General features: G+C 43.7%; 20 protein-coding genes. 12 read left to right on the forward strand and 8 right to left on the reverse strand.

The window, feature by feature from the left end; genetic code table 11:
* The first annotated feature begins 60 nt into the window (after positions 1-60).
* From IE165_RS12495 to IE165_RS12535, 9 genes are all read left to right on the forward strand, one after another.
* Positions 61-585: a NuoI/complex I 23 kDa subunit family protein gene (locus IE165_RS12495; RefSeq protein ID WP_189626970.1), complete on the forward strand. Its 525-nt coding sequence runs from the start codon at positions 61-63 to the stop codon at positions 583-585.
* 1 nt (position 586) lies between these two features.
* A complete protein-coding gene (locus IE165_RS12500; protein ID WP_189626971.1) occupies positions 587-1,084 on the forward strand; it encodes an NADH-quinone oxidoreductase subunit J family protein in 498 nt (165 codons plus the stop codon).
* Complete coding sequence (gene nuoK / locus IE165_RS12505; RefSeq protein ID WP_189626972.1) at positions 1,084-1,413, forward strand: NADH-quinone oxidoreductase subunit NuoK; 330 nt, start codon at positions 1,084-1,086, stop codon at positions 1,411-1,413. The genes IE165_RS12500 and nuoK overlap by 1 nt, the downstream gene beginning before the upstream one ends.
* A gap of 34 nt (positions 1,414-1,447) precedes the next feature.
* On the forward strand, positions 1,448-3,364 hold the full coding sequence (nuoL, locus tag IE165_RS12510) for an NADH-quinone oxidoreductase subunit L (RefSeq protein ID WP_189626973.1): 1,917 nt from the start codon (positions 1,448-1,450) through the stop codon (positions 3,362-3,364).
* Between the two features lie 63 nt (positions 3,365-3,427).
* Positions 3,428-4,873: a complex I subunit 4 family protein gene (locus IE165_RS12515; protein ID WP_189626974.1), complete on the forward strand. Its 1,446-nt coding sequence runs from the start codon at positions 3,428-3,430 to the stop codon at positions 4,871-4,873.
* A gap of 18 nt (positions 4,874-4,891) precedes the next feature.
* Positions 4,892-6,277: an NADH-quinone oxidoreductase subunit N gene (locus IE165_RS12520; protein ID WP_189626975.1), complete on the forward strand. Its 1,386-nt coding sequence runs from the start codon at positions 4,892-4,894 to the stop codon at positions 6,275-6,277.
* A 172-nt stretch (positions 6,278-6,449) separates the two neighbouring features.
* The gene (locus IE165_RS12525) at positions 6,450-8,978 is read left to right on the forward strand and encodes a DUF5686 family protein (RefSeq protein ID WP_189626976.1); all 2,529 of its coding nucleotides are present in this window, start codon (positions 6,450-6,452) and stop codon (positions 8,976-8,978) included.
* 3 nt (positions 8,979-8,981) lie between these two features.
* On the forward strand, positions 8,982-9,758 hold the full coding sequence (locus tag IE165_RS12530; RefSeq protein ID WP_189626977.1) for an enoyl-CoA hydratase/isomerase family protein: 777 nt from the start codon (positions 8,982-8,984) through the stop codon (positions 9,756-9,758).
* Between the two features lie 36 nt (positions 9,759-9,794).
* Positions 9,795-10,838: an AI-2E family transporter gene (locus IE165_RS12535; protein WP_189626978.1), complete on the forward strand. Its 1,044-nt coding sequence runs from the start codon at positions 9,795-9,797 to the stop codon at positions 10,836-10,838.
* 7 nt (positions 10,839-10,845) lie between these two features.
* Here the strand turns inward: IE165_RS12535 and IE165_RS12540 are convergent, their stop codons facing one another.
* Together IE165_RS12540 and pgi are read right to left on the reverse strand one after the other, a co-directional pair.
* Positions 10,846-12,426: a M20/M25/M40 family metallo-hydrolase gene (locus tag IE165_RS12540; protein WP_189626979.1), complete on the reverse strand. Its 1,581-nt coding sequence runs from the start codon at positions 12,424-12,426 to the stop codon at positions 10,846-10,848.
* A gap of 261 nt (positions 12,427-12,687) precedes the next feature.
* Positions 12,688-14,334, reverse strand: coding sequence for a glucose-6-phosphate isomerase (gene pgi / locus IE165_RS12545; protein ID WP_189626980.1), 1,647 nt, complete (start codon positions 14,332-14,334; stop codon positions 12,688-12,690).
* 133 nt (positions 14,335-14,467) lie between these two features.
* On the opposite strand from pgi, the gene prfB reads away from it, so the two are divergent.
* A protein-coding gene (gene prfB / locus IE165_RS12550; protein WP_189626981.1) for a peptide chain release factor 2 occupies positions 14,468-15,551 on the forward strand; the annotation gives its coding sequence in 2 pieces (ribosomal slippage) (positions 14,468-14,527 and positions 14,529-15,551; 1,083 coding nt in all).
* 53 nt (positions 15,552-15,604) lie between these two features.
* Here the strand turns inward: prfB and dcd are convergent.
* On the reverse strand, positions 15,605-16,141 hold the full coding sequence (gene dcd / locus IE165_RS12555) for a dCTP deaminase (protein WP_189626982.1): 537 nt from the start codon (positions 16,139-16,141) through the stop codon (positions 15,605-15,607).
* A gap of 173 nt (positions 16,142-16,314) precedes the next feature.
* Here dcd and IE165_RS12560 point away from each other — a divergent pair, with 173 nt between their 5' ends.
* A complete protein-coding gene (locus IE165_RS12560; RefSeq protein ID WP_189626983.1) occupies positions 16,315-16,962 on the forward strand; it encodes a 4'-phosphopantetheinyl transferase family protein in 648 nt (215 codons plus the stop codon).
* Here IE165_RS12560 and IE165_RS12565 read toward each other — a convergent pair.
* On the reverse strand, positions 16,952-18,034 hold the full coding sequence (locus IE165_RS12565) for a tetratricopeptide repeat protein (RefSeq protein WP_189626984.1): 1,083 nt from the start codon (positions 18,032-18,034) through the stop codon (positions 16,952-16,954). The genes IE165_RS12560 and IE165_RS12565 overlap by 11 nt on opposite strands.
* 402 nt (positions 18,035-18,436) lie before the next feature.
* Between IE165_RS12565 and IE165_RS12570 the strand changes: the two genes are divergently transcribed.
* Positions 18,437-20,557: a carboxy terminal-processing peptidase gene (locus IE165_RS12570; protein ID WP_229826539.1), complete on the forward strand. Its 2,121-nt coding sequence runs from the start codon at positions 18,437-18,439 to the stop codon at positions 20,555-20,557.
* A gap of 368 nt (positions 20,558-20,925) precedes the next feature.
* Here IE165_RS12570 and IE165_RS12575 read toward each other — a convergent pair whose 3' ends face one another.
* The 4 genes from IE165_RS12575 to IE165_RS12590 form a co-directional block, all read right to left on the reverse strand.
* A complete protein-coding gene (locus tag IE165_RS12575; protein WP_229826540.1) occupies positions 20,926-22,203 on the reverse strand; it encodes a sugar MFS transporter in 1,278 nt (425 codons plus the stop codon).
* Positions 22,204-22,450: 247 nt separating this feature from the next.
* Positions 22,451-22,879, reverse strand: a complete 429-nt coding sequence (locus tag IE165_RS12580; protein ID WP_189626986.1) for a hotdog fold thioesterase — start codon at positions 22,877-22,879, stop codon at positions 22,451-22,453.
* Positions 22,860-23,402: a DinB family protein gene (locus IE165_RS12585; RefSeq protein WP_189626987.1), complete on the reverse strand. Its 543-nt coding sequence runs from the start codon at positions 23,400-23,402 to the stop codon at positions 22,860-22,862. Before IE165_RS12585 ends, IE165_RS12580 begins: the two co-directional genes overlap by 20 nt.
* Positions 23,383-24,627: a sensor histidine kinase gene (locus tag IE165_RS12590; RefSeq protein WP_229826541.1), complete on the reverse strand. Its 1,245-nt coding sequence runs from the start codon at positions 24,625-24,627 to the stop codon at positions 23,383-23,385. The genes IE165_RS12585 and IE165_RS12590 overlap by 20 nt, the downstream gene beginning before the upstream one ends.
* Positions 24,628-24,665: the final 38 nt, after the last annotated feature.

Raw genomic sequence — 24,665 nt, forward strand, 5'->3', positions numbered from 1 at the left:
TGATAACAAAAAAATACGGAAGCATGGATGCTACCGAACAAGCCGATAAAAGAAACAGCTATGCAGTCATTATCAAATAGAAAAAAGATTATCGAACAGAAACCCATGAATTTCTGGGAACGCATGTATCTTCCTGCGATTGCCAAAGGATTGGGGATTACCATCCGACATTTTTTTAAGAAAATACCTACGGTAAAATATCCGGAAGAAACTCGTCCCTATTCTAAGAATTTTAGAGGTCAACATTCTTTAAAGCGTGATGAACAAGGGCGCGAACGCTGCACAGCATGTGGACTTTGCGCGCTTTCCTGCCCTGCAGAGGCGATTACGATGACTGCTGCCGAGCGGAAAAAAGGAGAGGAGATGCTGTATAGGGAAGAGAAATATGCTTCGGTGTACGAAATTAACATGCTTCGCTGTATTTTCTGTGGGCTGTGTGAAGAGGCATGTCCCAAGGAGGCTATCTACTTGGACGGGCCACATGTAACGGCAGACTATTTACGGAAAGACTTTATTTATGGGAAAGATAAGTTAGTTGAGCCAACTTTTGACATTACCAAATTAATCCAAGATAAAACCAGTTAAGATGTCTGTATTTTATTTAGTTGCTTTTTTGGCGATATTCTTTGCGTTAATGACCATTTTCACCAAAAATCCTGTACATAGCGTACTGTACTTGGTCGTTACATTTTTCACCCTTACGATACATTACATTTTGCTAAATGCGCAGTTTTTGGCCGTCGTGAACTTTATCGTATATATGGGAGCTATTATGGTGCTTTTTCTTTTCGTGCTGATGTTGTTGAATATGAATGAAGAAAGCGAACCAATGAAATCGAATCTTGTCAAAGTCATGGGAGCCATTGCAGGTATATGCCTGATTGCCACGTTTCTTGGTGCTTTCAAAGTAATTGCTCCAAACAACGAATTTGTCGTTGGAAATGCGGAGGTGGGTTTGGTAAAAAACTTAGGGAAAGTGTTATTCAATGAATTCTTACTGCCTTTTGAGATTTCTTCTATCTTGCTGCTTACAGCCATGGTAGGAGCTGTTTTGTTGGCAAAAAAAGAGGTTAAAAAAATATAATGGAAAATTTTCTCACGCAGATACAAGGCGTTCCGCTCAATCATTACATTATTTTTTGTAGTATCATCTTCGCTATCGGTGTAACGGGTGTGCTCATCCGGCGAAACGTTATCATTATTATGATGTCCATTGAGTTGATGCTGAATTCGGTTAATCTATTGTTGGCCGCTTTTTCCGCTTATCGAGGCGATGCGAGCGGGCAGGTTTTCGTTTTTTTCATCATGGCGTTGGCAGCGGCAGAGGTGGCTGTGGGCTTGGCCATCATTGTTATGGTATATCGCCATACAAAATCGGTGGATATTGAATCACTGAGTAAACTTCGTTGGTAGTACAGTTTCAGACTTTTTACGTTAAATAGATAGTATGTCCGCATTAATTTGGCTTATTCCCCTTATCCCTTTGCTTGGGTTTATCATAAATGGACTCACTAGAAATAGTGTTCCTAAAATTGTTAGCGGTATCGTTGGTTCGCTCGCGGTGCTGGCTTCTTTCGTTCTTAGCACACTCGCCTACTTGGAGGTATCAGCGGCGCGTGATGCGGGTTCAGTGGCATCGTTTACGGTGCATGTCTTTGATTGGTTTTCTGTCGGATCATTGCGGATTGCGCTTTCATTTCTGTTGGATCCGTTAAGTGCGATTATGCTTTTAATTATTACCGGCGTTGGGTTCCTCATCCACCTATATTCTTGTGCATACATGGCACATGACGAAGGTTTTGGTAAGTTCTTTGCCTACCTAAATCTGTTCATTTTCTTTATGACGATTTTGGTGTTGGGATCTAATTATCTGGTCATGTTCATCGGTTGGGAGGGGGTTGGCCTTTGTTCTTATTTGTTGATCGGCTTTTGGTTTAAAAACTCTTCATATGCGTCGGCCGCCAAGAAAGCATTTATCATGAACCGCATCGGTGATCTAGGATTTTTACTTGCTTTGTTTTTTATCTTGGAAGCTTTCGGTAGTTTGGAATATGCAGAGGTTTTTGCTGCGGCGAGTGGGATGTCTGTCGGAGCGCCTGTCATCGTTATTATTACGCTTTTACTCTTTGTGGCTGCTACGGGCAAGTCGGCGCAGATACCCCTTTTTACTTGGCTGCCCGATGCAATGGCTGGTCCTACGCCGGTTTCTGCATTGATCCATGCGGCGACGATGGTGACGGCGGGTGTCTACTTGGTTGTACGGTCCAATGTGCTTTTTTTGCTCGCACCACTTTCCATGGAAATTATGGCTGTTGTGGGCGTTGTCACGGCTTTTGTAGCAGCGTTCATTGCGCTTACGCAAAATGATATTAAAAAAGTGTTGGCATATTCTACGGTATCCCAGTTGGGGTACATGTTTCTAGGCCTCGGGGTAGGTGCGTTCACCGGGGCTTTTTTCCATGTTCTTACCCATGCTTTTTTTAAAGCGCTACTTTTTCTGGGTGCAGGTTCAGTGATCCATGCGGTGCAGGACGAGCAGGACATGCGAAAAATGGGGGGATTGCGGAAAGCCTTGCCCATAACCTTTACGACCATGCTAATCGGTACAATCGCGATTAGCGGAATACCGCCCTTTGCAGGCTTTTTCTCCAAGGATGAAATTTTAGCCCATACTTTTCAACATCAACCCGTATTTTGGGTGATTGGGTTAATCACCGCATTGTTCACCGCTTTTTACATGTTTCGTTTGTTGTTCTTAACTTTTTTCGGAAAGTTTCGCGGAACAGCAGAACAGCAAAGTCATGTGCACGAATCGCCTTGGCTCATGACAGTTCCGTTGATTATTTTAGCAATCCTCTCGGTAGTTGGTGGCTTCATCAATGTGCCGGAGGCATTAGGCGGACATCATGCGCTACAAGCGTTTCTAGCTCCTGTTTTGGAAATGGGAGAAGTGAATCATACCGTACTGGAGTTAAGCCACATGGCGGAATATGTTTTAATGGGTGTATCCGTGCTGGGCGCACTTATGATGGCTGTCTTCGCCTATACAAAATATGCCAAGAATGTCGATGTTGCTGATGACAAAAAACAAGAAAGTCTGCTGTATCGGTTGTCGTACAGTAAGCTTTATGTGGATGAGCTGTATGCTACCGTAATCGTGAGACCCCTTGGTAAACTGTCCGTTTTTTTCTTCAAATATGTAGATAAAATGGGCATCGACGGCTTTGTAAATGGCGTGGGAGACTTCTTTATTGGCTCGGGAAAGGGGATTCGACAATTGCAAAGCGGCCATGTAGGGTTTTATATCATGATGATGGTCATCAGTGTGGTGGCAATCCTGTTATATGGTATATTCCATAGCTAAGATCAATATGTATTGGATATTATGCTTACTCGGCTTTTACATTATTTAAATTACTGACTCCTAATGGATAACTTATTTATATTATTGCTAATACCTGTAGTTGCTGCATGCCTTTTGTGCGTTGTCAAGGAGCCTACTCGAGCGAGATGGATTGCTTTGCTCACCTCGTTGTTGACGTTAGCGTTTTCAATTCCTTTTTTAATAGGTTTCGTGCCTGATGCATCTATGCAATTTGAGCAAAGTTGGATGTGGATCGAAACATTGCGACTTCAGTTCCATATCGGACTAGACGGCATCAGCTTACCTTTGGTGTTATTGACGAATGGACTTATTCCGTTAATTGTGTTGTCTTCGTTCGGAAAAAGATATAGCGGTGTGTTTTATGCATTGGTTTCTTTTATGCAGGCAGGCTTATTATTGGTTTTTTTGGCTAGGGATGCATTCTCTTTTTATGTGGGTTGGGAGCTTGCCTTGATTCCGATTTATTTTATTTGCGCACTTTGGGGAGAGGGCGATCGCATTCGAGTAAACTTGAAATTCTTCGTATATACTTTTCTCGGAAGTATTTTTATGTTGGTAGCTTTGATTTATCTGTATCACCAAGGTGTTGTGAAGAGCTTAGAATGGGAATCATTGGTGTCGTTGAACCTATCCGAGGATGCGCAACGTTGGGTTTTTTGGGCATTTTTCTTGGCCTTTGCTATTAAGATACCGATTTTTCCCTTTCATACTTGGCAGCCAGACACCTATACCCAAGCTCCAGCAGGAGGAACCATGCTATTGGCCGGCATTATGCTCAAGATGGGGGTTTACGGGCTGTTACGGTGGTTGTTACCGATCGCTCCGTTTGCCGTATTGTCTTACAGTCACATTATCTTAATATTGTGCGTCATCGGTATTGTTTATGCCTCCATCATTGCTTTTAAGCAGCAAGATGCCAAACGATTGGTAGCGTATTCATCTATAGCCCACGTAGGACTGATAGCCGCTGGTGTATTTTCATGGCAAGTAGAGGGAATACAGGGTGCTGTTTTGCAGATGGTCAATCATGGGCTAAGCGTGGTGGGCATATTCTTCATTATTGATTTATTGCAGGAACGAACAGCAACGCGGTCCTTGTCGGCCTGGGGCGGGTTTGCAAAACCCATGCCCCGTCTTGCCACGGTCTTTTTGATCATTTTGATGGGCGCTATCGGTCTTCCGCTCACAAACGGATTTATCGGGGAATTTCTCCTATTGAAGGGTCTTTTTGACTACGGTGTATGGTATGCAACTTTTGGCGGACTGACGCTTATTTTGGGGGCTGTATATATGTTGCGGTTTTACCAAAAGACAATGCTCGGACATTTGCAGCCTGATGCTAAGCCCATGATCGATATCAAAGGACACGAGCTTTTAGTCTTGAGCATCATCACATTCTTTACCATTTTTTTAGGTGTATGGCCGAAAGCGATATTGGGGCTATCCGAGGCGGCAGTGGTTAACTTATTGAATCAAATTAAATTTTAATTAGCGATTGGACATATTATGGGGGCGATAATAACATTAAGTATTTTGGGGATTTTCTTGTTGTATTTGGGCCTTTACCGTGCCAAAAATGCACTCCTTCCCGTCACGATCGTTGGTGCCCTTGTGGCGTTGGGATTTATATTATTTCAGTGGAATGAGGAAGCCGTACCGCTATACCATGGTATGGTGCTGTTCGATCGTTATGCTTTGGCGTTTTCTGCCTTGTGTATGCTTGCAACCATTCTTATTCTACTTTTATCAAAAGAATATTTTAGAACAATTAGCGATAATATTGCCGAGTATTACTGTCTAATCGTTTTTTCGTTGATGGGTGCGTTATTAGTAACGGCCTACCATAATTTCGCCATGCTTTTCGTGGGTATAGAAATTATGTCTGTGGCGCTGTATATATTGGTCGGCATCCGGAAGAATGACCCGTCGTCGAACGAAGCAGCATTAAAGTATTTTTTGATGGGTGCTTTTTCAACAGGGTTTCTACTCTTTGGCATTACGCTGATGTATGGCGCCGCCGGTACGTTCGATTTAGGGGAGCTACGAAACTATGTGATGACCACCAATGAGATATCTCCACTATTTTATGGAGGAATTTTACTACTGCTATGCGGACTATGTTTTAAAATCGGAGCCGCACCGTTTCACTTTTGGACACCCGATGTTTACGATGGCGCGCCTATACTGATTACCGCCTTTATGAGTACAGTGGTCAAGGTCGCTGCTTTTGTCGGATTTTTTAGGTTGTTCAGTATGGTTTTGGTGCCATTGAGCGAGTTTTGGACGCCGGTGCTTCTGACGGTCACGATTATTACCTTATTTGTGGGAAATATCACGGCACTGGTACAGACGAGTTTTAAGCGCATGATGGCTTATTCCAGTATATCTCATGCGGGTTACATGCTCTTTGCCATCGTCTCGATTGGTGCAGCTTCTGCGCCGAGCATCCTAATGTATGCATCCGCTTATTGTTTGGCGTCGATCATCGCCTTTGCAACACTTATCGCGGTGAAGCGAAAAACGGGTTCCGAGCATTTCGAGTCATTTAACGGATTGGCAAAAAGAGAACCCTTATTAGCGTTTATATTAACGATTGCCATGTTATCGTTGGCAGGCATACCGCTGACGGCGGGTTTTATCGGGAAATTCCTAATGTTCAACAATGTCATGGGCAACTACAACGTCATGTTACTTGTTATTGCTGCCGTTAATGCAGCTGTCGCCATTTACTACTATTTACATGTTGTCGTAAATATGTATTTTAGGGATAGTGAGGAGCCTTTAGAGCAGCAGATACCATTAACGAATGCGTATAAGGTCGTCTTGGGGATTGCCGCAGTATTGACCATAGCATTTGGAGTTTATCCAGATGTTATTTTGAAGCTGCTTTAGGGTTCGGCCAATTGGCGTAGTCAAGAAAATGTGCCGGTGATACCGGGTCAAAGCTCGCTTCGGCGGGCTTTTTCGTGCCTGCACAAACGGAACTGCGATTTCCCCGGTTTTTTCTAATTTCATTTCTATCTTATATTACAAATTGTATCTTTATGCGAGACCATTTTTGATTATGTGGAAATACAGGTTGTTGACGATCATCTTAGGCATACTTTCGCTCTGTTTTTATGTAGGACAGGGTCGTGCACAACAGAAGATCGAGGGTATGGTTGTTGACAAAACAAGCGCAAAAGGAATTGCATTGGCCAGTGTTTCCATTGTTGGCACATCGGAGGGAACCTCCTGTGATTCCAGTGGGTATTTTCGCTTTCTAACCCATCAAAAAATACCGTTCCAACTGCTGATATCTGCTATTGGCTATGAGGACCAAGTAGTAGACTTTCGCCGTGAGCAAACCCAGCTTACAGTAGCTTTGGAGAGTAACGAAAATGTGTTGGATGCTGTCGAGATATCCCGAAAGGTAAAGTATAAAAATCGTAATCCGGCGGTGGATCTAATCGATCAAGTCATTAAGCATAAGCGATCGAACCGTTTGGAAAGCTTACCTCGTTTAACATTTAAACAATACGATAAACTGCAGTTTGGTCTCGTAAACCCTGCGGAGGGCTATAGCAAACGATTGGGGAGTATCGGTTTTGTCTTCGAAAATATCGATACCATTTCCTCTCCTGGAAATAGATTGCTGACGATGTTCATGCAAGAGCAATTGAGCGACGTGTATTCCAAAACTGATCCAAAAGCGTATAAAAAACGTGTAAAATCAATTAAACAAACAGAGTTCGATCCGCGCTACGTTAATAACCATAATATCCAATCGTACCTATCTTACCTTTTCCAAGATATTGAGATATATGATGAAAATATTTTTTTAATTGACAAGTTGTTTTTGAGTCCTATTGCCAATAATGCGCCGCTATTTTATAAATATTATCTGACCGACACTATACAGACCGATTTCGGACGTTTTATTGAGCTAAGCTTTGAGCCTCGGAACAAAACCGACCTCTTGTTAAGTGGCAAACTCCATATAACGATGGATGACAGATTTGCCGTAAGATTTGCCGAGCTTCATGCGAATAAAGAGTCGAATCTAAATTGGGTAAATGATGTGGATATAGAATTGATCTACCGGCCTAATGACGAGAATTTTATGTTTTTAGAGCGGAGTTCGGTCAACATCGTTTTTGGTACAGGAAAGCGCGATGCTGTTTATGGAAGAAAAACTACATTGCAATATGAACACGACTTCGACGGACAGTTTTCGGACGATGTATTTCTTGGTGCTCCTACGGAGATATTACCGGAGGCGAAAGAGCAACAGCTATTAATTGAGCAGAAGCGTCCTGTACAACTCTCGCCGGTAGAACAGCGGGTGTATAGCAATATCGATTCGCTTAACGATAATCGAACCTTCAAAGCGATGTTGACATTGGGCTATCTATTTGGTTTAGGATATTATCCAGTAGGCCCTGTTGAATTTGGGCCGTTAGAGTATCTCTACTCGAGAAACAATATCGAAGGCGATCGTATTCGTATTGGAGGCCGAACGACAGCAGCTTTTTCCGAGAAGCTTTTTATCGAAGGTTATTTGGCCTACGGTTTGCGAGATGGGGCGTTTAAGTATTTTGTGCGACCCACGGTATCGCTTAATGGGCAATCCGTCGCAAGGTTTCCGGCGCATTATATACAAGCAGCGGTACAGCACGACATTTTTGATCCAGGTCGTAACCTCGGCTTTCGCAAAGGAGATAGCTTTTTTCAATCAATCCGCAGAAATCGTCCAACGAAATGGATGGACACCGATGCTTATCAATTGACACATTTGATTGAGTTTGGAAACCATGTGAGTTTGGCAAGTTCGGTTATCCACCATCAACGCCGTGCAATAGGGGATTTGCAGTTCATATCATCGGCGGAAGATGCCGTTTCGATGCCAGAAATCAACACCAATGAGTTACAGTTCATTTTACGATGGGCGCCTAATGAAAAGTTTTACTATAGGAACCTAACACGTAACACGATTATTGAAAAATACCCTGTCTTTAATGTGCAGTATAACCGGGGGCTTGATGGATTGCGTGGCGGAAACTACGCTTTTGACGCTCTACGGGCCTCCGTATCCAAAAGATTCTTCCTAAAGCAGTTGGGTTTTGCTGATTTTACTTTGGCGGGAGGAAAAATATGGGGTACCCTACCTTATCCATTGCTGGAGATCCCTGATGTTTTTCGCGAGGAGGATCGCCACGTGATTGATTACACATTAATGCGCAGTACGGAATTTGTTGCGGATGAGTACATCAGGCTTGCCGTTGAACATAAGTTGCAAGGCTTTATTTTCAATAAAATTCCCCTTATCAAAAGATTAAATTTACGGGAAATTTGGGGTGTGAAGATGTTTTATGGAAGCCTAACCGAACGCAATAATCCATACGTTAGCGATGAAGTCATCCGGTTTGATCAAAATGCCGCGGGACAAACGTTAACGCATATAATGGACAAATCGCCTTACTGGGAAGGCAAAGTTGGAATTGACAATATCTTCCGGATATTGCGCGTTGAATATGTAAAGCGATTAAATTATCTGGATTTGCCTGATGTGCAACGGGATGCCTACCGCGTCAGTTTACAACTCAATTTTTAAGCTATGGAAAAACTGGAAAACTTTTTATTGGAAATAGTAGATTGTACTGCTTATGTGACCATCAATAGACCGGACAAGCTGAATGCCTTAAACCGTGCTACACTGATAGAACTAGCTGGTCTGCTTAAGAGACTGCGGTCGGATGATCAAGTTCGGGGAGTCGTTTTGACAGGCGCTGGTGAAAAAGCGTTCGTGGCGGGTGCAGATATTGCCGAATTTAGCGGACTTTCGGAAGATCAAGCACATGAATTGGCGGCTTGGGGGCACCAAGAAGTGATGGATGTCCTTTACAGCTTTCCCAAACCCGTTATTGCTGCGGTAAACGGATTTGCACTGGGTGGTGGTTTGGAGTTGGCGATGGCGTGTCACGTACGAGTGGCAAGCTCGCAGGCTAAATTGGGGCTGCCCGAAGTGTCTCTGGGTCTGATTCCTGGCTATGGCGGGACGCAGCGATTGCCGCAGTTGGTCGGACGGGGGAAGGCTTTGGAGATGATTATGACCGGCGATATGATAACAGCGGACGAAGCACTCACTTGGGGATTGGTCAACTATGTGGTTGCTGCCGACAGCTTGATTCCGACCTGTCTGGAGCTTCTTGCTAAGATGTATAAACGATCTTCGTCCGCGATTGCCCTTGCGGTAGAAGTTGTTAACATCGGCTTGGCGCATTCGGATAACGGATACCACGCTGAGATCAACGCATTTGGAAAAGCTTTTTCAACGCCTGATTTTGAAGAGGGCGTTTCTGCATTTCTTGAAAAGCGAAAACCAAACTTTTAGGTATTTGTTCATACAGGTAACAGATCCACTGACTGTATGAACAATCCGGTATTTTCGCAGAAAGAACGTAATATTATCATCCTGATCCTCGTCCTTGCACTTGGAGCAATTCTCCTGTACGCCATGCGGGGTATATATGGCGCGATCTTGGGGACCATGGTGATGTACACCCTTTTTCGAGGAATCAACATCTTTTTGATAGAACGCTGGCGATGGCCAAAACCACTGTCCGCTGTGCTATTGATCGTCATATCCATATTTATTATTGTGCTTCCTTTTGTAGGAATCGGTAGTATGCTGCTGAAGAAGGCCGTTAAGCTCCAGCAAGATCCAACCTGGATAACCCAGATGATTGATGCAATAAACAAATTTGCCGGTGATACTTTCGGCAAACCCGATCTCTTGAAAGAGCAAGTGGAGCAGAGCGCAGCGTTCTTTGGCGAGTTGCTGACCTCAATATTGGGTGGGGCCGCCAATATCTTTCTTGAGATTACCGTTATGTATTTTATCCTGTATTTCCTTTTTGTAAACTATAAGGGGTTTGAACGAGGAATCGTATACTATATGCCATTTGATGCACAGCAATCATCTGTGTTCGGCAATGAATTAAAGAATATCACATATTCAAATATTGTCGGACAGACGATCATTGCGATTGTCCAAGGGGGGTGTTTGGCTATTGGGTTTTGGATCTTCGGGGTACGTGATGCAGTTTTTTGGGGTGTCATCTGCGCCATCCTCTCTTTTATTCCACTACTTGGCCCTCCACTTATTTTTGTCCCCGCTGCCCTAATATTGCTGTCGCAAGGGCAAACATGGCCGGCCATAGGCTTGCTGATTTGGGGGTTTGTTCTGGTGATAAATATTGACAACGTACTGCGGTTTATTATCAACAAAAAAGTAGGGGATATCCACCCGCTGATTACTGTTGTCGGTATTATAATAGGTTTACCCTTGTTCGGGATCATGGGCCTGGTCTATGGTCCGCTTTTACTGGCATATTTCCTGATTGCCGTCAAGATCTACAAAACCAACAAGCGCCTTTCGTTGAGAAAGGCGCAGTTGGAAGAAAGGCAATGATCAAATACTAGTACCCGACGCCAGTGCGACGCGGCTGGCGGATAGCAGGCCAGCTGCTTCCCCCTCTACTGCCTTCTGCAGGCATTACGCGCTGCTCGCGGTCAACCAGTTTATCTTCTTGGGAGGCTTTGTAAGCCATGACTGCGGTCAAGATCACGTTATACCGTAGGTCGTCAAAGACCAGCTTGTCATAGGTGTCTAAGTTGGTATGCCAGGTATTGTTAAAATAGCCCCAAGAAAGGGAGCTTAGCATAAAGGCAGGGATACCTGCAGCAACAAACGAAGCATGATCCGATCCGCCACCACCCGGGTTTCCCGGGAAGGTCGTTTTGATATCTTGTGTAATATGGTTGGGAACAGCCTGCAGCCAACGACCGATAAAATCGTACGCGTGAATGAAACCAGAACCGTTGATATTTTCCACACGACCGGTACCATTATCCAAATTGAATACCGCCTGCGTTTTTTCAATAATTTCTGGATTATCCAACACGAATGCCCTGGAACCATTTAGGCCCTGTTCTTCGCTGCCCCAAAGTCCAATCAAGATAGTTCGCTTCGGATTTGGGAATACAGCTTTCAATACCCGCGCAACCTCCATCATGGCTAAGGTTCCGGTGCCATTATCTGTTGCGCCAGATCCTCCTTCCCAAGAATCAAGGTGTGCGGAAAGGATGACATATTCATTCGGAAGTTCTGTCCCTTTAATTTGCGCAATCGTATTGAAGGACGGGACAGTGCCCAAGTCTTTCGAACTTGTTTCGATTTTTACTTTCGGAGTAATACCATTTTTTGCGAGTCGGTAAAGCAACCCATAGTCTTCGAGCGAAATATCCACAGAAGGGACCTTATTTGTCCTTGCGCCAAAGATCTTATTTGCGCCGAATTCTTTAGACCAAAAACTGGACAAGACGCCAAGCGCACCCGCCTCTTCGAGCTTGCCCGGTATAGAGTTTACTGAGAGTCCTGTTTTACGAATGTTTGCGTTGTATGCCTGCACCATTGAATCGCGCTCGTTCTTCATCTGTTCAAAAGATTCGGCACGTGCATACTTCTCCCAGTCATGATCAGGACGTCCCGTTGGCTGATACATCGAGGTCATCACATATTTGCCTTTTACCTTCGGCAACCATGCTGCAAAATCTGCAGAGTCTTTAAATGCGGGAAGAACGATTACTTCTCCTTCGATGGCCTTTCCCTTTGTGGAGGGGCTCCAGGCTAATTGTGTTCCGGCAAGCGTTTTTAACCGTGGGGAAGTCATATCGATATGGGAGATACCGCGCTCCCAGCCGCGCCATTCGCCAAATTGCTGTTTCTCGGCTTCCAGTCCCCAGCTTTGAAAAGTTTTCACCGCCCAGTCGTTGGCTTTATTCATCTGTGGTGTGCCAACGAGCCTTGGTCCTACCACATCTAACAACTGAAAAGCTAAATTCTCTAGCTGGGAATTTCCAGTTGCTTCGTGCACTATCTTTTCTACGATAGGGTCGAGCTGCTGCGCTTTCGATCCGCCATATTGCGCAAAGGCGTTAGCGCCCGCGAACAAGGTAACAGCGCATAGGGTCAACCGTAAATTTTGTTGTAAAGTCATGTATCTGTTGATTAGTTGTCGCCTTAAATTTCGCTAATTTTAAGTGAAAACAGAAGTTTGTGACTACAATTTTACGCGTTGAGGGTCGTCAATTGGATCATTAACGATGTTCATTTATTGCGATGCAGGTGTGGAGGTTGAAGTTTGTTTTGTAATCATTCGTCGCAGCACACGTGATGGCTTTCCTGCAAAAAAATCCCCGATCGTGAAACGTTTCGGGGATCTTTTTGCAGGCCTATTTGCTTGGATTGCACAGCAGGCTTACCGCCAATTTTTATACTGGTTAATCAATCCGTTTGTTGATGAGTCATGCGTGTCGACCTGTTCCTCACTAACCAGTTCTGGCAGAATTTTGTTGGCCAATTGTTTTCCCAGTTCCACACCCCATTGATCGAAACTGTAGATGTTCCAAATTACACCTTGGACAAAGATTTTGTGCTCATAAAGTGCGATCAATGTGCCGAGTGTGTATGGTGTGATTTTTTTTAGCAGGAAGGAGTTCGTTGGTCTATTGCCTTCAAAGACTTTAAAGTTTTTGATCACATCAATTTCCTGTTCTGATTTGCCAGATTTCTTTAATTCTGCAACAACTTCTTCTTCGCTTTTTCCATTCATAAGCGCTTCTGTCTGAGCAAAAAAGTTTGACAGGAGCAGCTGGTGATGGTCTCCTAGCGGGTTTAGTGAAACTGCTGGTGCAATGAAGTCGCAAGGGATCAACTTGGTGCCTTGATGAATCAACTGGTAGAAAGCATGCTGTCCATTCGTTCCCGGTTCTCCCCAAATGATGGGCCCAGTTTGGTAATCGACACGATTTCCATTTCGGTCAATGTATTTCCCATTGCTCTCCATATCGCCCTGTTGGAAGTACGCAGCAAATCGATGCAGGTATTGATCATATGGTAGGATAGCATGGCTCTCCGCATCGAAGAAATTATTGTACCATACGCCTAGTAGAGCCATTACAACGGGAATATTTCGCTCTAGTTCCGTATCACGGAAGTGCTTATCGGCGCTATCTGCGCCCTGAAGTAGCGCTTCAAAATTGTCGTAGCCGATGCCTAAGGAAATGGACAAACCAATAGCTGACCACAGCGAATATCGCCCACCGACCCAATCCCAAAATTCAAACATATTTTGGGTGTCTATTCCGAAAGCAGACACACCTTCTGCGTTTGTGCTTAATGCCACGAAGTGCTTTGCCACGTCAGCTTCCATAGCTCCCGCTCCCAAGAACCAATTTTTGGCCGATTGCGCGTTGGCCATGGTTTCTTGTGTGGTAAATGTTTTTGATGCAATTAAAAATAGGGTAGTTTCCGGATCAAGACCTTTTAACGTTTCTGCAATATGTGTACCGTCAACGTTTGATACAAAATGGAGATTAAGCCTGGTCTTGTAAGCTTTTAAGGCCTCTGTTACCATAACGGGACCGAGATCAGATCCGCCGATGCCGATATTGACAACGTCCGTAATGGCTTTGCCCGTGAATCCTTTCCATTCGCCGGAGATAATACGATGGGTAAAGGCTTTCATGTGATCCAGGACGGCCCTGACTTTAGGCATCACATCTTCACCATCTACAAGAACAGGATCGTTGGATTGATTGCGAAGCGCGGTGTGCAATACAGGGCGACCCTCTGTCACATTTATTTTTTCACCAGCGAACATAGCGGTAATAGCCTCTTTCAATTTACATTCGTTGGCCAGCTGCATAAGAAGGGCAAAGGTTTCATCTGTGATCCTATTCTTCGAAAAATCGAACAGCATGTCTTCCAGTTGGATAGAGAATTTTTTAAAACGTTGTGCATCTTCCGAAAAAAGCTCCTTCAGCGATTTTTCGTTGACCGTGATGTAATGATCCGCTAAATATTTGTACGCTTGCGTGGTAGTGAAGTCGATGTTTGGAAACATAAAGTATACTGTTGTTTGTATCAAAGATAAGTATTGGAATAGTTAATTCTAAAAAATTATCCTGAAACATAGGTATTTTGCGATATCGTCATACGTAATTACGTTTTTACATATTTACTTTTTACTTTTGGCTATGACCAAAGAACAGATTCAAGACTTGAGGGATCGCGTAACATCCCTGAGGAGGCATCTTTGACATCGATGCCAAGAAAGCAGAAGTTGCTGCGCTTACAGCGATCACATTGAAAGCCGACTTTTGGGATGCCCCCAAAGCGGCGGAGAAAGTTTTACATGAGATAAAGAACCTCAAGGTTTGGACTGAACATTTTGATCAGGTCAGTGCTGCTGTTGAAGATGCTGGCGTTATGTACGAATTTATGCAATCGGGGGATGCTACGGATCAGGACGCGGAAGGGCAATATCAGGAGGCTTTGGCGCAGATAGAAGAGCTGGAATTTAAAAACATGCTGAGCGCTGAAGAAGACCAATTGGATGCCATCCTTCAGATTACAGCGGGTGCTGGTGGCACGGAATCCTGCGATTGGGCGGCGATGCTGATGCGCATGTATATTATGTGGGGCGAAAAGCATGGCTGTAAGGTGACGGAGCAGGACTACCAAGAAGGTGATGTAGCGGGTATCAAGACCGTTACGCTGCAGTTTTCCGGTCTTTTCGCCTATGGATACCTAAAAGGAGAGAATGGTGTACATCGATTGGTACGGATCTCTCCGTTCGATTCAAATGCCAAACGACACACGTCGTTTGCGTCTGTTTATGTCTACCCCTTGGTGGATGATAACATCGAGATTGAAGTGAGGGATGCGGAGATTGAATGGGATACATTTCGTTCTGGCGGGGCTGGCGGACAAAACGTGAACAAGGTGGAAACAGCCGTTCGTTTACATCACAAACCTACAGGAATCATTATCAAAAACCAAGAGTCGCGTTCGCAGTTGCAGAACAAAGAAAATGCACTCCGGTTGCTGAAATCGCAACTCTACGAAATTGAGATGCGCAAACGCCAAGAAGCAACGGCAGCTATCGAAGGCTCGAAAAAGAAGATTGAGTGGGGCTCGCAGATTAGGAATTATGTATTACATCCTTACAAGTTGATCAAGGATCTACGAACGGGCACGGAGACTTCTAATACGCAGGCAGTTTTAGATGGCGATTTGGATGAATTTTTGAAATCCTATTTGATGGAGTTTGGTGGATAAACGTAGCGAGAGATTAAATGGAGGAGGAATGTTTTTCATTCCTCCTTTGTTTTTTAAAACGCATTTTTCCACATCATGCTTTCAACAGGTCGGATAGTTTTGTTGTTGTATTTCGCATTCCCCTTGGTGTTGTACATCGTTTCAATATCTCCCTCCACAACGAAATAAATCAGTTGTCCGATAGGCATACCTGCATACACACGTACAGGTTGAGCCACCGAAATCTCCAAGGTCCATGTGTTGCAGAAACCCACATCACCCTTGCCAGCTGTAGCGTGAATGTCTATGCCGAGGCGACCCGTGCTAGACTTGCCCTCAAGGAAGGGAACGTGTCCATGCGATTCGGTGTACTCGAGGGTCACACCAAGGTACAGTGTTTCAGGGCGAAGGATAAAACCTTCTTCAGGAATCTCGAAATGAACGATTTCGTTATGCTTCTTGGCATCTAATATGTCATCTTTATAGGTCGCTAGATATTTTCCTAAATGGACATCATAGGAATTTGTTCCCAAACATTTTCTGTCGAAAGGTTCGATCACGATCACGCCCTTTTCAATTTCCTCTAAAATTCTTTTATCTGATAGTATCATGTGCTGTAGTCGTATCCTCTTTTCAGGCATTGAAAACGAAGTCCAAAAATACAGTATTGCTTCAATTTCAACAACTTTTAACTTTTTATTTTATAACGGTTGTTGCATTATTCTTAAAGTTCGTAATTTAGGGTTATATTAAAACGTAAAATTTTTATTTTCATCCAATCAGCATGGGATTAGTATATCTACGGGAACTTAACAGCGATACAAAATTTGCCATATGGAAGATCGAAGAAACGGTAGAAGAATTATTGGGTCGATTGCAGTTGGATGCACGGGAGAAGGCAAAACTGGAGAGCCTCTCTAAGGGAAAGCGCACATTACATTGGCTAGCGACCCGTGTGCTGCTTCGCTACCTATTAAAAACCGAGGAATATATTGCATGCCCATCCGATGAAAATGGCAAACCTTTTTTGCCTGATTATCCGTATAAAATTTCGTTAACCCATTCCTATGACTATGCTGGCGTTCTGATGAGTCTGCGGGGAGAATGTGGTATGGATTTGGAAATTGTAAAAGACAAGGTTTTACGTATCAAGGAAAAATTCTTAAAGGTGCAAGAGTTGGCCTTCATTCAAGGCGATAACATCGAACAGCTTTATGCTTGCTGGTGTGCGAAGGAAGCTGTTTATAAGTTACAGGGCAATAAGGGCGTTTCATTTTTGGAAGACATGACCATTTTACCCTTTCAGTATCGTCCGCAGGGCGTAATGACTTTAATGCTGCGTAAAGAAAAGAAAAGCTACGCCTTTCAGGTTTATTACGAAAAGTTTCAAAACTACATGCTGGGATATGTCATAGACGAGGCTAATCCTTAAAAAGTTCTTGGCGTAGGTCGTCATAGCTTTTAAGGGCATCCTCTGCTTTGTTTAGCTCGTGCTGGCTCATGTATATTTGCCCTAGCTTATCGACGATCGCCAGTTGAAGCAGTTTATTATCTTCAGTTTTGGCCAGTGCATCTGCTTGCAAAAACTCCTTTTGCGCCACAGTGTAGTTTTTTTGGATAAATTTTGAAAAGGCTAACATGTATTCGATTTCGGCACGGGAGTTAGGGTAATTTTTAGCCTTTGCAAGATCTCTGGCCTGTATCAAAAACCATTGTGCTTCGGTGTGCTTGTTTTGCAACTGATATATTTTAGCCAATGTCTGCCAAGCGTTTATCTTATGCTCATAGGCTTTGACCTTGTTCAATAAGGGGATTGCTTTCCGGATAATATTGTTTTCGGCAGACCGGTAATCCTTGTCATATGCTTGGACCAATGCGATCTTCACCAAAGCGTTGGCTTGCTCGACGGTTTGTTGCTGCTTTAATGCGTGCTTGTAGTAAGATTCTTGAAAAAAACCTGCCTCTTGTATGTTTTTGTCAAATAAATAGACGTTCCCCAAATTGTATTGTATCGTGGCCACATCCATGGTGTTTGGGGTCTTTTGCGCCTGTTGCAGTGCGCTTTGCAGCAATCCTATGGTTTGATGTATCGCACCAGCGCGTAAGGAGTTTGCCGCATATGCATGTAATAACCCATATGCCGCGCTGTAGTTTCCCCGTAGAATCTCTTGTTCAACTAAATTATTCCAAGCGAGCGGAGTCTCTGGAGTTGGCGACAATAGGTATTGAATATGCCCGAGATTGCTGGTCGATTTAAAGTCTTCGAGCAATTGCTGAAAATCCAACGCACGATCGATGCTATCCTGAAATGCTGTTTTCTCATTGTAAGAGTCGATCAGCAATTCTTCGCGCGTCCGGGGCGCTGGAAGCACGTACACTTTCGGTCCAATACCGTTGAAGTTGGTGTCATACTTATTGACATAACCCGCAGGATCAAGTGTCTCCATTTTTGCCTGCGCAGCAGCGTATTCGACGGAGAAAACCTGCCGAGCGAGAAAAGACATTACAAAACCATACTTTATCCATGCATACATAACCTACCAATTTCGATTTTATCAAATGTATAAAATCTTTCTTAGAGAGACAGCTCCTCTCCTTTATTTGGTTTTGCAAATTATCAGCAGAGGCCGTAAATATCGATTTACGGCGATATTTAACCTACTTTAACACTTGTGTATTGATTTCACAAACCCTAGGTATGTAATTGAATATTTACACAATATTTGGCGGGATATTTGGTTATCAAAACGTAAATTTAGTAGCTAATGATGGGGTTGTTTCGATTTAATTGCATTCTGTCCTCATTTTATACTTCGTTTTCAGTATTTTTAGCGCGAGTAAAAAAGTAGTTAATCGCTTGTGTAAGGAAAGAATAACAATTAATGTATTTAAATAATCTCTCTTATATGTTTAAGAATATAGTATTTGGTCTGGCATTTATATCTGTGGTTGCCTGTGGATCAAAACCCCGTGTGAATTTGGATGAGGGGATGTTGGAGTTGAAGCCATCTGCGCAGCATGAAGTGATTGCTTCGGAAGTGGCCAATCTTTTGGAAAATTACAGTTATAAAAAAGTTCCGATGACGGATTCTCTTTCCCGCATAGTGTTTGCGAATCTTTTAAAGTCGATGGATCAGGGACGTAACTACCTGTTACAATCGGATGTAGACGATTTTAAGAAATTTGAAAATACGATTAGCCAAGACTTCCGGAAAGGCGATCTTTCTTCTCCATTTTACATGTTTAACATATATTCCAAAAGATATCTGGAAGCAATGGAGTATGCATTAACGCAGGTTGACGTGGACCATGACTTCACGGTTAACGAGAATTATATCGCGTACCGGGAGAAGCTTCCGTACTTTAAAACCGACGAGGAGCTGAAGGATCAGTGGCGTAAACGGGTAAAGTATGATTTGTTGAACCTTAAGTTGACTAGTACCGATAAGGATTCCATAAATGTGGAGAAACACAAAGAGACTCTCCGGAAAAGATATCAAAACATCATCTCCCAAGCGAAGAAAACCAATTCGAATGATGCCTTTCAATTAATCATGACTTCATTAACGGATGCCGTGGATCCGCATACAACCTATTACAATCCATCTTTTGCACAAGCTTTTAATGAAGGTATGTCCAACACATTTGAGGGAATTGGCGCACGATTACAGATGGAAAATGAGATGGTGACCATTAAAGAAGTTATCGCGGGGGGGCCTGCTTTCAAAGACAAGAGCCTACATGTCGACGACCGCATAATTGGTGTGGCGCAAGGCGATGGCGAGTTCGAAGATATTATCGGTTGGCGTTTGGACGCTGCAGTAGCCAAAATCAAGGGCCCTAAAGGTACAACGGTCCGCTTAAAGATTATCCCTGCCGGTCAAGAGTTGACTGCCCAACCGAAAGTCGTTGCATTGAAGCGGGAGAAAATCGTCGTGGCAGAAGAGTCGGCGCAGAAAGAAATAAAACAGGTGAGGGGCGAGGACGGCAAGATGTATAAAATTGGATTAATCAAATTGCCGAAATTCTATATCGACTTTGACGCGTACCGGAAGCGTGATCCAAACTACAAAAGTACCACACGTGATGTACGCTTGATTTTAGACACTTTGCGTCAGGAAAAGGTGGACGCCGTGGTGCTTGATCTGCGCAATAATGGGGGAGGTTCGTTGCAGGAAGCCATTGAACTGACTGGACTATTTATTGATAAAGGGCCTGTCGTACAAGTACGAGATGTCAGAAATAGGGTGGAGGTCGATAGCGATGAACAAGCTGGTGTATCTTGGGATGGACCGTTTGGTGTGCTGATTAATCGCTTTTCTGCGTCCGCCTCTGAAATATTTGCAGGAGCCATTCAAGATTATGGACGTGGTATTATTTTAGGATCACAGTCCTACGGTAAGGGTACGGTGCAATCCGCGATAGAAATGTCGCGTTTTATCAGCGCAACCAACAAGTTATTGTTGAAAGCAAAAGGGGATGATAAAGACCCGGACACACCAAATGGTGCTCCCGAGTTTGGCCAAATTAATATTACCATGGGGAAATTCTACCGTGTGAATGGAAGTAGTACGCAACATAAAGGCGTGACACCTGATGTGGTATTCCCTACGCAGTATACGGCGGAAAAATTTGGCGAGAGCTCAGAGCCGTCTGCACTGCCCTGGGACCAGATCAATGCTTCAACTTTCAAACGTGTAGCTGATTTAACCAGCGTAAACCAAAAGCTCACTGGTATTCACCAAGCGCGGATGAAAAAATCGCCGGAGTATCAATATCTATTGGAAGACATTGACGAGTTTAAAAAACTGGATTCTATTCAGGAAATTAGTTTGAACCAGGTAGCATTGCAGAAAGAGCGAGATAAAGCTAAAGCAAAGAATAGGGCTCGTATCAATAAAGGTTTGGAGTTACGTGGGCTTCCGCTTTGGAAAGAGGGTGAACCGCAACCAAAAACAGAATTCGATTTTGTTTTGGACGAGAGTTTGAATGTGGTTGCTGATTTTATCAAACTGGTGACGAAATAGAGGGTTGCAATCTTATTTAAATAGCAGGGGCTACGCATAAGCGTAGCCCCTTTTTTTGTAATGAGCTAAAAATTGCTTGGCGAAATGTGGTTATGTAGGGTATGGTTGATGATTGTATTGTGGAGGGTACAAGCTGGCCAAATCGACAGCGCATGCCTATTGTTCATTGCTCCTTTTGTGGAGATGATTCGAGACGATAGACATTAACGATGTGGAAGGTTTCGGCGTCGGGTTTCAGGTTAAATTAGGTCGGGGGATCATATAAAACGAAGTGTCCAATGCCTGTCTTTGGCATAGGACACTTCGTTCAACATGCTGTAGTCACCGAACATCCTTTGGCCTACCTTGTGGAGGTAGGCTTGAAATTGCTATTTGCCTAGTCGGTGTCCTTTTACGGCGAAGAAAAGGATGTAAAGGTAGGCAGGAATCATGGCATATAGGAAGGCATGTTGAAAGTCTATGTGCAGCGTATCTTTCAACAGTCCGTATACCAGCGGCCAGATTGCGCCCCCAGCAATGCCCATAATCATAATTGCCGAACCTGTTTTCGTAAAGCGTCCCAGACCTTTTATACCAAGTGGAAATATCGCGGGCCACATCAGCGAGTTTGCTACGCCAAGTAGGGCTACGAAAACAAAAGAGATAGTTCCTGTAGTAAAGACAGAAATCGTGGTAAAAATCAGTCCGACAATGGTGCATATTCGGAGGGCAAACTGCTGTGACACAAATCGCGGAATCGCAATAATACCGATGATGTAACCGACCAGCATACAAAGTAGCGTAAAGGCGGTCGCATAAGTGACGAAGAAGCTGTTGACGTTGAGCTCTCGGCCATAAACACCGATGATATCACCGGCCATCACCTCAACTGCAACGCAGAAGAATATAGCTAGAGAGCCCAGGAATAGATGTGGGAACTGAAAAACACTTGTTTTTCTTACCACTTGCTGCATGGGGTCGCTTTCCTCCTCTGCATCGACATCAACCTCAGGTAGCTTTGTAAATTTCAGAAATACGGCAAAAGCGACAAAAATAACGGCCAAGGAAATATACGGCGTATGGACGCGCGCGATTAACCCATCTAAAATTTGGTTTTGCGCATTTATATCGGCCGCTGCTTCAAGTTGGGCGGTCACTTCTCCGGCGTCTTTCAGAAATAACGTCCCGAAAAGAATAGGGACAATAATACCAGCCGTCTTGTTGAAAAAACCGGCTATGGATATACGCTGGGCTGCACTATCGATTGGTCCAATAATACTTAAATACGGATTTACCGCTGTTTGGAGCAGCGCCATGCCCGATCCCTGAATAAAAATTCCTGTCAGGAATAGCCCATAGCTTCTGTTGTCGGCAGCAGGGATGAACACCAACGATCCTAACCCTAAAATGATCAAGCTAACGACCAACCCATTTTGAAAACCGATTTTCTTTAATATCCACGAACTTGGAATGGCCAAGAAAAAATATGCAATATACGATGCGAAAGTCACAAAAAAAGCTTGCAAATCCGTTTCTAGGTTGCAGGCAATTTTTAAGAATGGAATCAGTGTGCCATTAGCCCAGGTAATAAAACCAAGAATAAAGAACAGGGCACAGCATATAGCCATAGGGCGGAATTCTGTTTTTCCAGTTGATGTTGAAGTCATTTCTCTTTAATTTGTTAGTCTTTGTGTTATGGATACGGTCGGTGTAACCACACCTCTTATCTTACTACAAGACTAACAAAATATATTGACATTTAGAACAGTAAAAGCGGATCAAACGATTGCTTGATGTAAAAAGTTAGCGAGACTACGTTGGGCGGAGTCTCGCTAAAACCTAAACCGTATCATAAAACCAATTAATGGTATTTGCATATAGTACAATCCAAGATTCGTTATTGTTTTAAAAAAGTTATTTTTTTTCGATGATGGCTACCGTCAATCGAGAAACGCAGATCAATTGTTCCGCTTCATTGCGAATCTTGATATCCCAAACATGACTTTGCTTTCCTAAATGTAGAGCCTTGCATGTTGCAAGTAACATACCCTCACGTACTGATTTCAAGTGGTTTGCATTAACTTCCATGCCTACTCCAGCGTATCGGTTCGAATCGATTACCAAATTGGAGGCCACGCTTCCAACCGACTCGGCAAGCACAACCGAAGCGCCGCCATGTAAAATGCCGAAAGGCTGTCTTACCTTATCGGTAACCGGCATGCTGACAACAAGGGCATCGTCCCGAATCTCCGTTGCTTTGATGTCGAGATATCCGGTCATAAATGTGCGGAAAATGTTGTTTACTTCGTCGAGCTCATGCTCCCTATACCAAATTTTCGACATGTTCGATATTTTCGTTACTTAAATAGCGTTCCTTAAGTATGATGCGATGGTGCGTAAGGTGTCCTGCAATGACGTACATGAATGCTTTTACCGTAACCAAACGGCCGGATGCCATGCCTTTTCGGGCAAGCTCGGTTTCGTTGAACGTATCAAAGAGCAGTAAGTTGGATTGGCGTAAAGCGATAAACTCTTCGGCGATATGTTCAAAAGATCGTTCGTTGTGTCGAGCATGCTGGACAAATTCGTCTTGTTCAAACGCCGCGAGTTCCGTCATGTCGTTTCGTGCAAAACGTAATGCCCGATAGGCCATCACGCGCTCGGTGTCTAAAATATGGCAAAGGACTTCTTTCACTGTCCATTTTCCTTCGGCGTATGTGAAATCGCCTCGATCCGCTGGAATTCCACGAATAAACGCTGGAAATGTAGTCAGCTGTTCCTGAAGCTCGTCTATTACCGAACCAACCACATTTTCAATGTAATCGGCATATATGGCTGGATATTCGTCAGACTTGAGTGGGTTCATATCGAAGATTGCTTTTAAGTATTATTCTAAATGTTGTTCCTGTGCCTAATTCTGATTCCTTTACAAATATCTGTCCCTGATGATAATCCACCATACGCTTTGTCAAACTTAATCCGAGACCCCAACCCCGCTTTCTCGTCGTAAAGCCGGGCTGAAAGATCGTATCAAAATTTGATTTCGGAATACCTTTTCCAGTATCGCTAATGTCTATAAAAATTTCCTCTTTTGCAATGTTGTCGCTAATGTTCACGGTTATTTTTCCTTCGGAATCGATTGCGTTGACCGCATTTTTCAATAGATTTTCGATAATCCAGTCAAATAGTTGTACATTAAGCTTTGCTTCAACCGTTCTATCTCCCGTTAGCTCAAAGGAAATTTTTTCGCTGGTACGTACACGGAAATATTGTATGAATTCTTGCACGACGGGATAGACCGCTTGACTTGTCAATGCTGGGATTGAACCGATTTTTGAAAATCTATCTGCAACAATTTCGAGGCGTTTTACGTCACGCTCCATTTCGTTCAATATGCTGTCGTTCTCGGCGTCAAACTTGGTGCGTACGAGCTCCAGCCAGCCCATCAACGATGAAATTGGGGTGCCCAATTGGTGCGCTGCCTCTTTCGCCATGCCTACCCACACGAGGTTTTGCTCGGTTTTTTTGATAGAGTTGAATACGGTGTAGGCAATGATCAAGAATATAGCAATCAGTGACAGCTGTAAATAAGGGAATATCCGGAGCTGTCTTAAAGCATCAGAATCTCGATAGTATACCGACCATATTTCTCCGGTATCTAAATACAGTGCGATAGGTCGATGGTTTCGTTTCATAGTGGCTAGCTGCTTTTCGAAATAAAGGGGGTCGTATTGCAATGTATCACCGACGGAATCTGCCTGTTCTTTAATATTTGTTTTTGTGGAATCCAAATCGCGCCAGAAGATAATGCTACCTTTCTCGTTGGTAATAATGGCGGGAATTGAAAGACTGTCTCGAACGGCATATACGAAGCTGATGAACTGATCGTCGACGTCGGGCATGGTAAGGATGCTTCGCGTGCTCATGGCCCAAACCTCGGCTTTAGTACGCTCGGACTTGGAAAGGCTCTTCACCAAATAGTTGGTGTAAAACAAGGATGCCCCCGCAATAAGCGCCGCGAATAGGAAAAGGGTTGCTTTCCAGCGTTGTTTTGTATGGTATTGGTAAAGACGGTCCTTCTTAATCATCATAGTACGCAAATTAGGCATTTTTTTGCCATTCGGAAAAA

Source organism: Sphingobacterium griseoflavum, from assembly GCF_014653155.1.
Taxonomy (GTDB): Bacteria; Bacteroidota; Bacteroidia; order Sphingobacteriales; family Sphingobacteriaceae; genus Sphingobacterium; species Sphingobacterium griseoflavum.

What these genes read in the sequence shown, in the direction of transcription:
- IE165_RS12495 (WP_189626970.1), top strand. Translation starts at nt 61, where the DNA reads ATGCAGTCATTATCAAATAGAAAAAAGATTATCGAACAGAAACCCATG.
- IE165_RS12500 (WP_189626971.1), top strand. Translation starts at nt 587, where the DNA reads ATGTCTGTATTTTATTTAGTTGCTTTTTTGGCGATATTCTTTGCGTTA.
- nuoK (WP_189626972.1), top strand. Translation starts at nt 1,084, where the DNA reads ATGGAAAATTTTCTCACGCAGATACAAGGCGTTCCGCTCAATCATTAC.
- nuoL (WP_189626973.1), top strand. Translation starts at nt 1,448, where the DNA reads ATGTCCGCATTAATTTGGCTTATTCCCCTTATCCCTTTGCTTGGGTTT.
- IE165_RS12515 (WP_189626974.1), top strand. Translation starts at nt 3,428, where the DNA reads ATGGATAACTTATTTATATTATTGCTAATACCTGTAGTTGCTGCATGC.
- IE165_RS12520 (WP_189626975.1), top strand. Translation starts at nt 4,892, where the DNA reads ATGGGGGCGATAATAACATTAAGTATTTTGGGGATTTTCTTGTTGTAT.
- IE165_RS12525 (WP_189626976.1), top strand. Translation starts at nt 6,450, where the DNA reads ATGTGGAAATACAGGTTGTTGACGATCATCTTAGGCATACTTTCGCTC.
- IE165_RS12530 (WP_189626977.1), top strand. Translation starts at nt 8,982, where the DNA reads ATGGAAAAACTGGAAAACTTTTTATTGGAAATAGTAGATTGTACTGCT.
- IE165_RS12535 (WP_189626978.1), top strand. Translation starts at nt 9,795, where the DNA reads ATGAACAATCCGGTATTTTCGCAGAAAGAACGTAATATTATCATCCTG.
- IE165_RS12540 (WP_189626979.1), bottom strand. Translation starts at nt 12,426, where the DNA reads ATGACTTTACAACAAAATTTACGGTTGACCCTATGCGCTGTTACCTTG.
- pgi (WP_189626980.1), bottom strand. Translation starts at nt 14,334, where the DNA reads ATGTTTCCAAACATCGACTTCACTACCACGCAAGCGTACAAATATTTA.
- dcd (WP_189626982.1), bottom strand. Translation starts at nt 16,141, where the DNA reads ATGATACTATCAGATAAAAGAATTTTAGAGGAAATTGAAAAGGGCGTG.
- IE165_RS12560 (WP_189626983.1), top strand. Translation starts at nt 16,315, where the DNA reads ATGGGATTAGTATATCTACGGGAACTTAACAGCGATACAAAATTTGCC.
- IE165_RS12565 (WP_189626984.1), bottom strand. Translation starts at nt 18,034, where the DNA reads ATGTCTTTTCTCGCTCGGCAGGTTTTCTCCGTCGAATACGCTGCTGCG.
- IE165_RS12570 (WP_229826539.1), top strand. Translation starts at nt 18,437, where the DNA reads ATGTTTAAGAATATAGTATTTGGTCTGGCATTTATATCTGTGGTTGCC.
- IE165_RS12575 (WP_229826540.1), bottom strand. Translation starts at nt 22,203, where the DNA reads ATGACTTCAACATCAACTGGAAAAACAGAATTCCGCCCTATGGCTATA.
- IE165_RS12580 (WP_189626986.1), bottom strand. Translation starts at nt 22,879, where the DNA reads ATGTCGAAAATTTGGTATAGGGAGCATGAGCTCGACGAAGTAAACAAC.
- IE165_RS12585 (WP_189626987.1), bottom strand. Translation starts at nt 23,402, where the DNA reads ATGAACCCACTCAAGTCTGACGAATATCCAGCCATATATGCCGATTAC.
- IE165_RS12590 (WP_229826541.1), bottom strand. Translation starts at nt 24,627, where the DNA reads ATGATGATTAAGAAGGACCGTCTTTACCAATACCATACAAAACAACGC.